This window comes from Ercella succinigenes (assembly GCF_900002895.1).
Genome location: NZ_CDHP01000059.1, coordinates 53,308 through 66,491, shown reverse-complemented (window position 1 = coordinate 66,491; position 13,184 = coordinate 53,308). Strand labels below are relative to the sequence as shown.

Here is a 13,184-nt window from a genome sequence, read left to right as displayed (position 1 = left end):
ATTAAAATCAATTTTAGATCTTTCTTTATTCACTCATTAATTTTAGCACAAAAAACAATATCTTGATTTGCAAGCTCTATCAAAATATGTAGAAATGTTTTAAATTTTTACCTCAAGCGTTCATCAATCATAGATCTGAGATCATCTTGCATCCTGTCTGCATAGCCCATAACCGAGCTGGTGATTTCTCCCTCATCTATTACAATAAATGTAGGGATTGACTGAATTCTAAAAGCAGAAGCAAGTGCTTGTTGTTCGTCAACATTTACCTTTACAATATGAGCCTTGCCGCTATATTCATCTGCAAGTGTTTCTACAAAAGGCTCTGCTACCTTACATGGACCACACCATTCAGCCCAAAAATCAATAAAAATAGGCTTTTCAGATTGTTCAATAAGTTCTTCCAGACTAGAAACAGGACTTTCGTTAATTGCACCGTTTTCACTAATTAACAGTTTGGCCTGGGCATTTGCCGCATCAACACCACCTGTTTCCTTATTTTCACCAATATCATTTGCCGCACCACAGCCTCCAACGAAAAGCAAGCTTATCACCAGAATACCAGCAGCTACCGTTTTCATGACAATATTTTTTCTGTTTTTATGCTTTGACATCTATACTCCTCCTAAATGCTTTTTGCCTCAAAAAAATTAAATCATTTGCCCGTGATTATAGCAATAAAAAAAAGCTCCTACTGTAATGAAAGTCACAGTAGGAGCAATAGTATGTTGAACTAACAAATTAATTTTGACTTATAAATTAATATTTACGCTTGATTTTTCTGGAAGTTGTTTTTTCAAATTCAACCGTACGTAATACAATTTTACGTATATATTTGTAAGTAGCAAGTGAATGGTTCACTTCTTTGATGATTTCATCTATCTTCTCACGTACCTGCTCGGAATCGAGAGCAACTTCTCCAAGTAATTCTTTTACCAGTTCTTCATTTGGGAATATCTCTGCCTGAATTATCAGGTCACCACCATCTTTTTCTTTCACTCCCGAAACAAGGCATTCTGCAATTAAGTCATTTGACAACAGCAGGAACTCAATTTCTTCAGGATAAATGTTTTTGCCATTGTTGGTAACTATAACATTTTTCTTTCTGCCTGTGATGATAACAAAATTATCATCATCAAGATAGCCTAAATCGCCTGTATGGAAATAACCATCTGCATCAATTGCTTCGGCTGTCGCTTCCTCATTTTCATAATACCCAAGCATGACATTAGGGCCTTTACCAATGATTTCACCAATCCCATTTTCATCTTTATCAATAATTCTAACATCAACGCCGGGCAAAGGCAGTCCTGCCGATTCATTTTTGTAATAAATATCACGATTCAGTGCCAAAATCGGTGCACATTCTGTCAGACCGTATCCCTGCACACAATGTATTCCCAAATTCTGCATCCCTTCTAGAACGGAAGGGTCAATCGCAGCACCTCCGGCAATAAGAAGTCTCAGATGGCCACCAAAATTGTCGTGAACTTTAGCAAATAGTTTACGTCTCTTGTCTATACCTATTTTCCTCAAAGTCCCACTGATTTTCAGACCTAATCTGAATTTTTTTGCCAGCTCAGGACTACTGGTTGCCGCTTTCATTATTCTTTTATAAAACAATTCAAGCATCAAAGGAACAACAAGCATCATTGTTACTTTTGATTCCTGCATGTTTTTGGTTATATGACGCAAGCCCTCACAAACTGCAACCGTACAACCACGGTAAACAGGACACAAAAAGCCGCAAGTACATTCATACGTGTGATGCAGTGGTAAAACAGAAAGGAAAACATCAGATGGGCCTATGTAAAGCATACTGCACATAGCCATCAAATTTATACAAATATTATGATGAGACAACATGACAGCTTTTGATTTTGCAGTAGTACCAGACGTAAAGAGTAAAATCCCCAGAGCTTTTTCATCAATCTCTGCATTTATAAAACTCTTATCACCTTGATCTACAAGATCATACCCCTTGCTAAGTCCTTCCCAGAAATAAATGTCTTCTGTTGAAGTGTCAGGCTGATCCATGCATATTATTTTTTTAACAGAAGGTATCTGATCTCTGATTGCATCAACATCTTTTTTCTTACTATTTGAAAATATAAGAATGTCTGCATGTGATCTATTCAAAAGGTTACATATCTCTACTGTTGGTAGCTCTTTATCAAGAGGAACTACTATACCTGTTCCGTTAACAGTAGCAAGATAACTGACATACCATTCATATCTTGTTTCGCCCAAAATAGCAACTCTGGCATTATCAATACCTTGACTCATCAGCCATGTTCCAAAAGCATCAACATCTTCGCTATATTTTTTGTAGCTTACTTCAAGATATGCTTCACTTGACTGGTCAGCGTTTTCTGATGCTGCTTTGACAGACTTGACATCTGCCACAGCGCGTGGATCTTTTACCATAAAAACAGTATCATTTGCATACAAATCAGCGCTCTGGCGCAGCATGTCCTTCAGATTTTTGATTTCTCTTACATCATACAAAGCCTTGTTCTTCATAGCACACCCCTTAAATAATGTCTTGCCATTCTGACAATGATTGTTCTGACAACTTTCCTGTTAATGATGTCAAATCAATGATTAAAACGGTCATTGCGATCTGTTGTACTGATTATACCGAAAAACAAGGTCTTTTGGCTATCAATTTGTTTGAATTGCAAAACATTTTTAGATTTATTGACAAAAATAGATAAAATCTGTATATATAGAGGTGCGATATATAACACCGCGATGCATTGCACTGCGTTATTTATTACATCAAGAATGACTTAAACAGATCAAATTTGCTTTTATATAATACAGAATATACATTGGGGGATTAATAATTTGGAAGAGAGACTGAAAAGAATATATATACCGATGACAGAAACAGGTTTTTATATCTTGTTTTGTCTGCAAGAAGAAATGCATGGTTACAATATTTTGCAGAAAGTATTACAGATGACTAATAACGAAATTAAAATCAGCCCTGGTACAATGTATGGAAGTTTAGCCAAAATGGAAAAAGATGGATTGATTAAATTTATTAAAGAAGAAGATAAACGAAAAATATATATTATCAGTGACTTAGGCAAACAAATTCTTCAGATGGAAATTAAAAGAATTGAAAGACTTTTTAAAAATAGCAAAGGGGAATATATTGATGGATAAAAAAAGAAGAATCGGATTTCGTTTTTATACTTTGGCAGATTTCGAGCAAGAAGAAATTTATTTGAGAAAAAAACATAATCAAGGTTGGAAATTCAAGAAATTTATTTATCCTGGGTTTTATGTGTTTGAAAAATGTGAACCGGAAGATGTAATTTATCAGCTTGATTTCAACGAAGACAGCGACCAAAACAAACTTCAATATATTAAACTATTTAGTGATTGTGGCTGGGAATATTTATTTGATGTAAATAACTGGAGTTATTTCCGCAAAGCTGCCAAAGATGCAGACAGCAATGAAACAATTTTCAATGACCTGGAATCCAAAATTGAAATGCTGCAAAGAGTAGTAAAAAGCAAACTTATTCCTGTTGCCATTATTTTCGCCCTAATTATAGTACCACAGCTTATCATCCATTTCAGAGCTGTGATTTTAGGCAACCATTTACAGTCGATTAGAATTTTTATGTTTATTTTCTTTTTGATTCTATTTGTCATTTACGTGACAATGTTTGTAAATTTTGCAATCAGATTTTTCAAGTTAAAAACCAGAGAAATAAAATAAGATTGTGAGGTTTAGCAATCTCACAATCTCCAAAAATAGAAATTATCAAAAAACATGTTAGATATCTTTAGGTATTAGTCACATCTTCGCCTGAATCTGATCCAGAACACAGACTCTTACTGGAGCAATCCTTACTATGGGGACACCCAGAACATTTAACACCTTTTTTTCTATCTGATACAAGTTTGACAATAGCAGCTATAATTATAGCTGCTATCACAATGATAACAATCAAATCTTTTAGCATTTTAATCAGCTTCCTTTATACCTGCTAATGCAGATTTATCATTTTTCCTTATCAGATAAATGATGATAGCAACCATCCCAGCCACTGCTATAAGGCCAGGAATAGCACCTGTTCCAAAACTGCCGGTTGTAATCAATGTACCAAGCTGATATACCATATAAGCTACAAAATAACCCATCCCAAATTGGAATCCTATTCCTGCCCACAACCACTTGGGACTATCCATCTCAGCATTCATAGCACCAATGGCAGCAAAACAAGGCGGTGTAAAAAGATTAAACATCAAATATGCAAGTGCTGCAACAGAAGTTATTCCCATTATTGACGCCACATCTTCTGCTCCTGATACAAGCAACAGCTCTTCTGTATCTATAAAATTTCTTATGGAATATACTACAGCTAATGTTCCTACAACATTTTCTTTTGCTATAAACCCGGTAACAGCAGCTGCCGCTAACTGCCATACACCAAAACCAAGCGGAATCAAAAGAACTGCAAACGGACTTGCAATACTGGCAAGAATGCTCATGCTTTCCATACCTTCTTCTATCGGCTGGAAGCTCCAGGTGAATGTTTGCATAATCTGAATAACCGCATTACATATGAGTATAATGGTTGCCGCTTTAATAATAAAAGCCTTAGCTCTGGACATCATAGAAATAAAAGCACGTTTTATGCTCGGAAAACGATATTCCGGAAGCTCCATTATGAAATATGATTTAGAAGCACCTTCTTTAGTTATTTTTTTGATCAGAAGAGCACCAAAAATAATAATCGCAATGCCTACAAAATACATCGAAGTTCCCACCCAAGCAGCATCTTTGAAAAAAACACCGGCAAAAAGTGCGATAACAGGAAGTTTTGCTCCACATGGCATAAAAGGTGTCAACATTGCAGTTGTCCGTCTTTGTCTTTCATCTTTGATTGTTCTAGTTGCCATTATTCCAGGAATTGCACAACCTGTGCCAATAACCATTGGTATTATAGATTTACCTGAAAGACCAACTTTTTTCAAATATCTATCCATAACAACAGCAACACGAGCCATATAGCCGCAATCTTCTAAAAGTGCAAGCAGGAAAAACAGAACCATTATAAGAGGTAGGAAGCCAACAACGGCACTAACACCGCCAATAATTCCATCTAACAGCAAAGAGCTGAGCAAAGGAGATACATTATCCCCCAGCAAGCCTTCTACAAAAGCATAAAAACCATCGATCCATCCTACAAAGAAATCCGCAAGAAATGCCCCAAGATAATTTTGAGAAATAGAAAAAACCAGAAAAATAACTGCCGCGAATATCGGGATACCCCAAAATTTATGGGCAATAATTCTATCTGCTGCATCTTGCTTTGTTTGCTTATGACTTGCTACAGATCTATCCTCGGCAGCTTTTACTATATTATCAACAAAAGCAAAACGCTCCCGATCTATTCTTTCAAATTCATCTTTATCAATGTTTTCTGAAAGAGTATGACTAGTAAAATTAGAAATCTGCTCTTTTCCCTTTATACTTATAGCTTCATTAATAAGTGCCTCCAAGCCGACACCTTGAACGGAAGCTGTTTCAACAACTTTACAACCAAGTTGCTGCTCAAGAATATCTGTTTTTATGACAATGCCTTTTTTTTGCAACAAATCACTTTTATTAAGTGCAATTACAAGTGGTATGCCTAGTTCAAGTAATTGTGTTGTAAAAAACAAACTTCTATTCAAATTGGAAGCATCAACAATATTGATTATAACATCTGGTTTTTCATCTCTAATAAAATTACTGGTAATACTCTCTTCTGATGTAAATGGTGACAAAGAATACGCTCCCGGCAAATCAACAACTCTGATTTTATCGCCCGATTTATTCAAGCTTCTTTTCACATCACCTTCTTTTTTGGCAACAGTAACTCCAGGCCAGTTTCCTACATGTTCAATCTTGCCTGTTATTGCATTAAATAAAGTAGTTTTCCCACTATTGGGATTACCAGCTAATGCTATCCTCATTAATCAATCCTCCTGATTTATATTATGAAAAGATGAAGTCAAAAAACTATTGCAAAGCAAAATATTCCGTAGCAAAAATAAAAGACTAAAAGAAAGGCTAAAACACCAATTGTAAATTTTCGCAAATAATGCAGCCCACTAATATGCTTAATTTCTCTGCTTCTGATATCTATACAAAAGTCTCAAAAAAAAGCTTTATTTATTTTTGTAAAACTATTCTGAATCTAAAAGTATATTAACATGAATTATCATAAAAACTTAACATGTACGTTAAACAAGAATTGCTCTGGCAAGATCTGAATCTATACTATATCTCACATCTTTGACATGAATGATATAATTATCCGCCAACACCGAAATAACAGTTACTCTTTCACCTTTGTAACAGCCTAAAGTAAACAGAAAATCAATAATTTCTTTTTCCTTGGTAACAATATCCTTTATGACAACAGGAATATTGACTTCCACATTTGTCAAATTCTTTTGCTTACCTATTCTATTTTTTCTGTTATTCGCCTCAAAATTAAATAATCTATTGATCAATGCCTGGCTCATAATATCACTTCCTTAGCTACAGTAACCAGAAAACAAAAGAGATTGAGTTAACTATCTCTAACCTATTAAAGTTTACTCCCGCTTACATCTGCTTGTCAAGTATGATATTGTGCTAAATTTCAAAAAAATTTTTGAGAATTTTTGGGCAAAATAAAATTTGTTGCCAATCCCGTCAAACTTTCTGCCTGACAGTAAAAATTATGCTTTCACAAAAATTATGACCTTTTATAGTTAAAATACCAGAACCAGTTTTGCCAATTGTTTTAATATAGGTTCCGCCTGCACCACCTTTTAGGCTTATACAGTTTGGACCGATTATTTCTATATTGCCTTCAACTGATAAACAAAGAGGTTCCATATAGTAATACAAACGGTTTGAATTTTCATCTTGTACTTCTATGCGAACTGAAGCAACATCATATGTATCGCCTTCGACTAATTCCTGCGAATCAACCTCTATTTTAGGAATAATCTTTTTGCCTGGTCTTCTTTCATTGACACAGACGATTTTGTCGTCGAGCAACCCTTCAAATCTATAGGAAGTGACTTGATCACCCCAGTTACCCACGTATTTATAGTAAAGCCTTGTGCCCTCTTCTAAACTAATTCCTTTTAGAATCATGAGCCCCGCCATTTTAAGTTTATAGCGTAAAGGGAGCCCATTTTGACCATATCGTGCAACGGCGTAAAGTACTTCCTTCATTGTTTTAGAGATTTTTGCTGAATAGCCTTCCTGAGTCACCAGTAAATCGCCAATGAAATCGTCTATCATTACAGGAGGATGAATTAATCCGGGATATAATTTTTTGTTTGGGTAGAATTCGTTTACATAAATATCATTTTTATATAATTTGATCTTATCCATGTTGGTAAAAGCATATACCTGACCTATATAGCCTCCAGGATGATCACCAATATTCATTGCCGAGCTGATTTGCATTATTGGTTCATCCTGCTGACTGGCAAAAACATCTGCTGCCAGTTTTTTGTTGCGGAACATATCGAGGACACCATGGTAACAAATCTGATCACCGCTGCCAAAATCTTTATGAGTATTGTAATCGGCCATGCACCAGCCAAACCCACCAGCAACTTCATCCGCCATGGTTATATCACTTAAAACTCTGGCATAGCGAAGAGCATGTTCTAATCGATGCCTTTCATCATCAAAAATTTTGGTTGGGTACATGTGACCATTATATTCTGAAACAAGATATCCTTTTTGTGTATCAGAAGTAACTTTATTTTTCGGGTCAATCCCTTTATTACTGCCATTATGAGAAAAATCATTATATGTATAAACATCCTCAAGAAGGTTGCTTTTCTGGATAAATCTTACACCACCGGTTTGTCTGCATTGATCATATTTATGAGCAAGTTGATTGGCCTGCTTATAGAATTCATCATCGTCCTGAGATTCATTAATTCTAACTCCCCAAAGAATAATAGATGGATGATTTCTATATTCCAGAATCATTTCTTTTATATTCTCTAGAGCTAAATTTTTCCAATCTTGATCACCTATATGCTGCCAGCCCGGTATTTCTGTAAATACAAGCAAGCCAAGTTCATCGCAAGCTTCGATAAAATGTCTTGATTGAGGATAATGTGCAGTCCTGACAGCATTTACTCCCAGTTCATTTTTTAATATAAAAGCATCAAATTTCTGAGCTCTTTCAGGCATTGCATATCCGACATAGGGATAACTCTGATGTCTGTTAAGTCCTCTTAAAAGTATTTTTTCACCATTGAGATAAAAGCCATCCTTCTTAAAAACAGCTTCCCTCACACCAAAGTTTATAGTTACTTCATCCAAAAGCTCGTTTTCTGACATGGTTTTCAGAAAAAGTCTTAAGAACAAGCTATATTGATTAGGTTCATCAAGATTCCATAAATCCAGCTTCGGTACTTTTTCAATAATTTGAAAGTCTATCAATTTATCCTGCTGCTGACTTTCTAGTTTTGTTATTCGCTTGTTCAACAATTCAGTGCTACTGCCTTTTTTACAAAGAACCATTTCTACACTATAATCTTCAAGACAATAACTAATATCATTACGGTTAATTTGAAATTGACAAACAAGCTTCTGATTTGCACTTAATGGTTCATCACAATGAACATATACATCATCTAAAAAACTTCTGCCTGAAATTTCCAGATACGCTTCACGGTACAAACCTCCGTATGTCATAAAATCGATAACATTCCCAAAAGGCGGTTGATTAAGTGATTCTTTACTATCAAGCCTTATCAGAATCGTATTTTCTTTTTCAAAATCAACACGGTCTGTAATTTCTACTCTAAAAGAAGTATATCCACCTCTATGGACAAAAATTTCAATCCCGTTAATATATACCGTTGCTTCATGACCTGCAGCTTCAAAATAAAGAAAAATCCTTTTATAATCAGGTTTATCAATCCAAGTTAAATCAAGGTTTTTTTTGTAGGCACAAGTCATCTGGTATATTTCTTCATCAATATAATTGTAATTTATCAATTGACAGCTATGCGGCAGGCGCACCTGTTCAAAATCATCGGAGCAATAATCTGCTTGTTTCATATCATCGGAAAAAGATTTACAGAAAAGCCATCTATCATTCAATGGATATCTTTCTAACATAGTTACCAATCTCCTTTGGGAATTTATATGCTTTTTTGTATTATGTCATCAAATCTGGATTATGTCATTAAACCACAAATATTGTAGGCTTTCAGATTGCTCTATATATGATATTATATCTTTCATAGGTTTGTCTTTTAGCCAATTATATATTCTGGCAAGGATAAAACAATTGTTTTGAGGTATAAGCAGTGAACATTGTTATCATGGGAGCAGGCAAGGTTGGCGAGGAACTTACAAGATCCTTAGCCAAAGAAGGACATGATGTCGTTCTTATAGAAAAAGATGGCAGACGTTTAAATCAGCTGATAAGTCTGGCAGATATAACCGGCATTCATGGAAACGGCGCCATCTACAAAACGCAGCTTGAAGCAGGCGTTGATTCATGTGACGTTTTTATTGCGGTTTCTCAAAGTGATGAAACAAATATTATAGCAGCTATTACAGCTCGTAAAGCAGGTGCTGGTAAGACAATAGCCCGTGTACGCGATCCTGAATTTTCTTTACAAATGGGTTTTGTTAAAGAGAGTCTTGGCATAAGTCTTATGATTAATCCTGAACTGGAAGCAGCAACAGACATTGCCAGAATTATTCAGTTTCCTTTTGTTCTGGGCGTTGAACAATTCATGAATGGTCGAGTAAATATAATAGAGGTCAGGCTTGATAAAAACAGCAGTCTGATTGGTCAAACCTTAAGAAATTTGCGAAATAAAGATAAACACATTCTAATTTGCATTGTTCAGCGTGGAGATGAAGTAATTATCCCTACGGGAGATACTATTTTACAAGCTGGTGATTTCATTCATGTGACTGGTCAAAATGAAGATTTGACCAGACTTTTTGCAGTTGATAAACAGTCCAGACAGAAGCTGTATTCAGCACTCATTATAGGTGGTGGCAGGATTACTCATTATTTACTGCCACAGCTTCTCAGGATGAGGATGCGCGTCAAAGTTATCGAAGTAGATACGAAATCAGCTGATATTCTAGCTGCTGACTTCCCAGAGGTTGAGGTTGTCTGCGGTGATGGTACAAATCAAAGTTTCCTCCGCGAAGAACGAATGTCAAGCTATGATACGGTCATCTCACTGACAGGAATAGATGAAGAAAATCTTTTGCTTTCTTTATTTGCCGGTCAGCAAGGGGTGCATAAAGTAATAACCAAGGTTAACAGAACTGATTTACTAAAAGTAATAGATTGTTCGAATCTTGGAGCCGTTATTACTCCGCGCAGACTTGTTGCAGATAATATTATAAGATTTGTCAGAGCGCTCGAGAATTCTCAGGCATCTGATGTAGAAGCACTTTATCGCATGGCTGATAGCAGAGTAGAAACACTGCTTTTTCATGTTACTTATGACAGCAAAGCTGTTCGCATACCGTTGATTGATATGAATCTTAAACCCGGACTACTTATTGCTTTTATTATGAGAAAAGGCAAATTAATTTTCCCAGGCGGGAGAGATTTAATTATGCCTGATGACCGGGTTGCTATTGTCACAACACAGTCAAACATATCTAATATAGACGATATTCTGGCTGGAAACTGATGAGGGTTGCAACTTTATGAACTATTCAATTGTCAGATTTATCCTTGGCAGAACCCTGCTGATAGAAGGGGCGCTTATGCTTGCTCCTCTAGTTGTAGCACTCATATATAAAGAAGGAACAGTTACTATACTGCCCTTTCTGGCAACCATTATCATTGTTTTACTTACAGGAATTCTGATGAGCTTTCGCAGACCGGAAAGATCTGAATTCTATGCCCGTGAAGGTTTCATGGTTGTAACTCTTACCTGGTTTTTGCTTTCACTATTCGGATCTCTTCCCTTTATTCTAAGCGGATCAATATCCAGTCCGATAAATGCTTTTTTTGAAACAGTCAGTGGATTTACCACTACCGGAGCCAGCATTCTTAACGATATTGAATCACTGCCGAGGTCTATACTGTTCTGGCGCAGCCTGACTCATCTGATCGGCGGTATGGGAGTGCTTGTATTTGCACTGGCGATCCTGCCTAAAGTAGAGTCAGATGCGGTTCATATAATGAGAGCAGAAGTGCCAGGGCCTACATTTGGTAAATTAATGGCCAGAGTTAGTCACACCGCTCGTATTCTCTACAAAATATATCTCACTTTAACAGGATTTCTTATTCTTATTCTTATTATATTTGGCATGCCTGTATATGACGCCTTCATTCATGCCTTTGGGGCTGCTGGCACAGGTGGTTTTAGCATGTACAATTCCTCCATAGCACATTATAATAGTCCTTCGATAGAAATCATTCTGGGAATGGGAATGCTGATTTTCGGAGTGAATTTTTATCTTTATTATCTTATTCTTTTTAAGCAGGTAAAAACAGCATTAAAAAGCGAGGAATTGCGTTGGTATATTTCTATCGTTGTTTTAGCAATTGTATCTATAAGCATTATGCTTTTTTCAACTTATGATAGTCAGACAACGATGCTGAAAGATGTTTTCTTTACAGTTTCCTCCATTATCAGTACTACAGGATATGCGACTGTAAATTTTGATAATTGGCCGATGGCAGCACATATTATTCTTATGTTTTTAATGTTTTGTGGTGGTATGGCAGGATCTACAGGTGGTGGTATAAAAGTTTCTCGCGTAGCAATTTTTATGAAAACAGTATCACAGGATATTCGCCGGGCAATTAGTCCAAACAGACGCATAGTAGTGAATTTTGAGCACAAGCCTATAAGTAGCGGCCTTCAACAAAGTGTTTCAGTATATTTTATGACCTATATGCTGTTCTTTGCCGGCTGTCTTTTTATAATAAGCTTCGACTCCCCTAATTTCGTTACTGCTTTTAGTGCAGTTGCAGCAACTCTGAATAATATTGGCCCCGGTCTTGACACCGTAGGACCGGTGTCAAATTATTATGAATTTTCAAACTGGACTAAGCTGGTATTATCTTTTGCCATGGTTGCAGGCAGATTGGAAATATACCCTGTTCTTGTTTTATTAGCGCCCCAAACCTGGCGCAAACTCTGATATGCTTGAGTATTCTGACCACAATTCAATTAAACTCAAAAGTGAACATCAATCGAGGCTCTCTTACTGGAAATATTAATTATTTCTTTACCGGAAATTTCAAATCTGATATTTATTATTCCGTCTATAGATTCTTTAATTTTAGTCCTCATTTCTCCTTTATCTGGAGATGCTAGAGCTACCGGATTAGATTGTTTTGCCGTCACAAAAAATTTGTTTTTGCCTTTTTTTATAACAGCACGAAAGCTGTCATCGTCAGCTTTAAATTCCAGCATTTTAGAACCCTCTATGGAAGTAAATCTGTATTCCTTGCCCTCATGTATCAAAACCAGAAAAAAACCTTTTTTATACTTTCCTAGCATCGGTACAGAAGCATAGCTGAAAGCAAATGATCTGTCTTGCCAGTCATTTGCCTGAACCCATACATATTGCTTTGGAAAACCAGTTCCCCAATCTTTTTCCATATATGAATCGGCACTATCAATTGCCCAGCTTTGAGCATTAATCTTCAGATTACCTTCAGCTGTATGTTTCATGCTGGTTATTGAATGATTGCACTCATTGGGAAAAAAACTAAGCCAGCCCATAATATCAGGCTTTAGCAATGAACTCTTTATTTTCAAAAAACTATCGAAACGCAAATTTGCCTGAACATATATATTTTCAGTCTTAAAAACCAGCACCATTCCGAACTGGGATAATTGATTATTGCCAATTTTAAGAACAAAAGGATTATCATTCCATGACATATCCGAAATCGGATATCTTACATATGTCGTTTTATGCTCAAGAGAATCCTGAAACTGTATAAATGCATGACTGGAATTTTCATGAGTTGAATATCCCCAGATAACAGATATCATAATATTGTTTTTTTTATCATCAATTTTGCAAAACCAGCCTTCAAATGAATCTTTTTTATCAAGACCAACCATTATTCCAAATTTTTTCATCCACAGCAATCCCCTGTTATCTGCTAAATTTGATATATCAAATTTATAATCGCCAACAA

11 protein-coding genes are annotated in these 13,184 nt (G+C 35.9%); 4 read left to right on the top strand and 7 right to left on the bottom strand.

The window, feature by feature from the left end:
* Positions 1-107: 107 nt before the first annotated feature.
* Together trxA and AC0KSB_RS12630 are read right to left on the bottom strand one after the other, a co-directional pair.
* A complete protein-coding gene (gene trxA / locus AC0KSB_RS12635; RefSeq protein WP_472309825.1) occupies positions 108-614 on the bottom strand; it encodes a thioredoxin in 507 nt (168 codons plus the stop codon).
* A 145-nt stretch (positions 615-759) separates the two neighbouring features.
* Positions 760-2,523, bottom strand: a complete 1,764-nt coding sequence (locus AC0KSB_RS12630; protein ID WP_472309823.1) for an AMP-dependent synthetase/ligase — start codon at positions 2,521-2,523, stop codon at positions 760-762.
* A 327-nt stretch (positions 2,524-2,850) separates the two neighbouring features.
* Here AC0KSB_RS12630 and AC0KSB_RS12625 point away from each other — a divergent pair, with 327 nt between their 5' ends.
* Together AC0KSB_RS12625 and AC0KSB_RS12620 are read left to right on the top strand one after the other, a co-directional pair.
* On the top strand, positions 2,851-3,174 hold the full coding sequence (locus AC0KSB_RS12625; RefSeq protein ID WP_472309821.1) for a PadR family transcriptional regulator: 324 nt from the start codon (positions 2,851-2,853) through the stop codon (positions 3,172-3,174).
* Complete coding sequence (locus tag AC0KSB_RS12620) at positions 3,167-3,736, top strand: DUF2812 domain-containing protein (RefSeq protein ID WP_472309819.1); 570 nt, start codon at positions 3,167-3,169, stop codon at positions 3,734-3,736. The genes AC0KSB_RS12625 and AC0KSB_RS12620 overlap by 8 nt, the downstream gene beginning before the upstream one ends.
* A 67-nt stretch (positions 3,737-3,803) precedes the next feature.
* Here AC0KSB_RS12620 and AC0KSB_RS12615 read toward each other — a convergent pair whose 3' ends face one another.
* The 4 genes from AC0KSB_RS12615 to AC0KSB_RS12600 all read right to left on the bottom strand — a co-directional run bounded on the left by AC0KSB_RS12615 (position 3,804) and on the right by AC0KSB_RS12600 (position 9,157).
* Positions 3,804-3,983 (bottom strand): FeoB-associated Cys-rich membrane protein, encoded by a 180-nt coding sequence (locus AC0KSB_RS12615; RefSeq protein ID WP_472309817.1) that lies wholly within the window; start codon positions 3,981-3,983, stop codon positions 3,804-3,806.
* A 1-nt stretch (position 3,984) separates the two neighbouring features.
* A complete protein-coding gene (feoB, locus tag AC0KSB_RS12610) occupies positions 3,985-5,982 on the bottom strand; it encodes a ferrous iron transporter B (RefSeq protein ID WP_472309815.1) in 1,998 nt (665 codons plus the stop codon).
* A 270-nt stretch (positions 5,983-6,252) separates the two neighbouring features.
* Complete coding sequence (locus tag AC0KSB_RS12605; protein ID WP_472309813.1) at positions 6,253-6,537, bottom strand: FeoA family protein; 285 nt, start codon at positions 6,535-6,537, stop codon at positions 6,253-6,255.
* Between the two features lie 172 nt (positions 6,538-6,709).
* The gene (locus tag AC0KSB_RS12600; protein WP_472309811.1) at positions 6,710-9,157 is read right to left on the bottom strand and encodes a glycoside hydrolase family 2 protein; all 2,448 of its coding nucleotides are present in this window, start codon (positions 9,155-9,157) and stop codon (positions 6,710-6,712) included.
* A 191-nt stretch (positions 9,158-9,348) separates the two neighbouring features.
* Here AC0KSB_RS12600 and trkA point away from each other — a divergent pair, with 191 nt between their 5' ends.
* Positions 9,349-10,707, top strand: a complete 1,359-nt coding sequence (gene trkA / locus AC0KSB_RS12595; RefSeq protein ID WP_472309809.1) for a Trk system potassium transporter TrkA — start codon at positions 9,349-9,351, stop codon at positions 10,705-10,707.
* A 16-nt stretch (positions 10,708-10,723) separates the two neighbouring features.
* Positions 10,724-12,172, top strand: a complete 1,449-nt coding sequence (locus AC0KSB_RS12590; RefSeq protein ID WP_472309807.1) for a TrkH family potassium uptake protein — start codon at positions 10,724-10,726, stop codon at positions 12,170-12,172.
* Between the two features lie 35 nt (positions 12,173-12,207).
* On the opposite strand, the gene AC0KSB_RS12585 is transcribed toward AC0KSB_RS12590, so the two are convergent.
* Positions 12,208-13,125 (bottom strand): tocopherol cyclase family protein, encoded by a 918-nt coding sequence (locus tag AC0KSB_RS12585; protein ID WP_472309805.1) that lies wholly within the window; start codon positions 13,123-13,125, stop codon positions 12,208-12,210.
* Between the last annotated feature and the right edge of the window lie 59 nt (positions 13,126-13,184).

Excerpts from the sequence above, each read along its gene's own strand:
- trxA (WP_472309825.1), bottom strand. The coding sequence starts at position 614 with ATGTCAAAGCATAAAAACAGAAAAAATATTGTCATGAAAACGGTAGCT.
- AC0KSB_RS12630 (WP_472309823.1), bottom strand. The coding sequence starts at position 2,523 with ATGAAGAACAAGGCTTTGTATGATGTAAGAGAAATCAAAAATCTGAAG.
- AC0KSB_RS12620 (WP_472309819.1), top strand. The coding sequence starts at position 3,167 with ATGGATAAAAAAAGAAGAATCGGATTTCGTTTTTATACTTTGGCAGAT.
- AC0KSB_RS12615 (WP_472309817.1), bottom strand. The coding sequence starts at position 3,983 with ATGCTAAAAGATTTGATTGTTATCATTGTGATAGCAGCTATAATTATA.
- feoB (WP_472309815.1), bottom strand. The coding sequence starts at position 5,982 with ATGAGGATAGCATTAGCTGGTAATCCCAATAGTGGGAAAACTACTTTA.
- AC0KSB_RS12605 (WP_472309813.1), bottom strand. The coding sequence starts at position 6,537 with ATGAGCCAGGCATTGATCAATAGATTATTTAATTTTGAGGCGAATAAC.
- AC0KSB_RS12600 (WP_472309811.1), bottom strand. The coding sequence starts at position 9,157 with ATGTTAGAAAGATATCCATTGAATGATAGATGGCTTTTCTGTAAATCT.
- AC0KSB_RS12590 (WP_472309807.1), top strand. The coding sequence starts at position 10,724 with ATGAACTATTCAATTGTCAGATTTATCCTTGGCAGAACCCTGCTGATA.
- AC0KSB_RS12585 (WP_472309805.1), bottom strand. The coding sequence starts at position 13,125 with ATGAAAAAATTTGGAATAATGGTTGGTCTTGATAAAAAAGATTCATTT.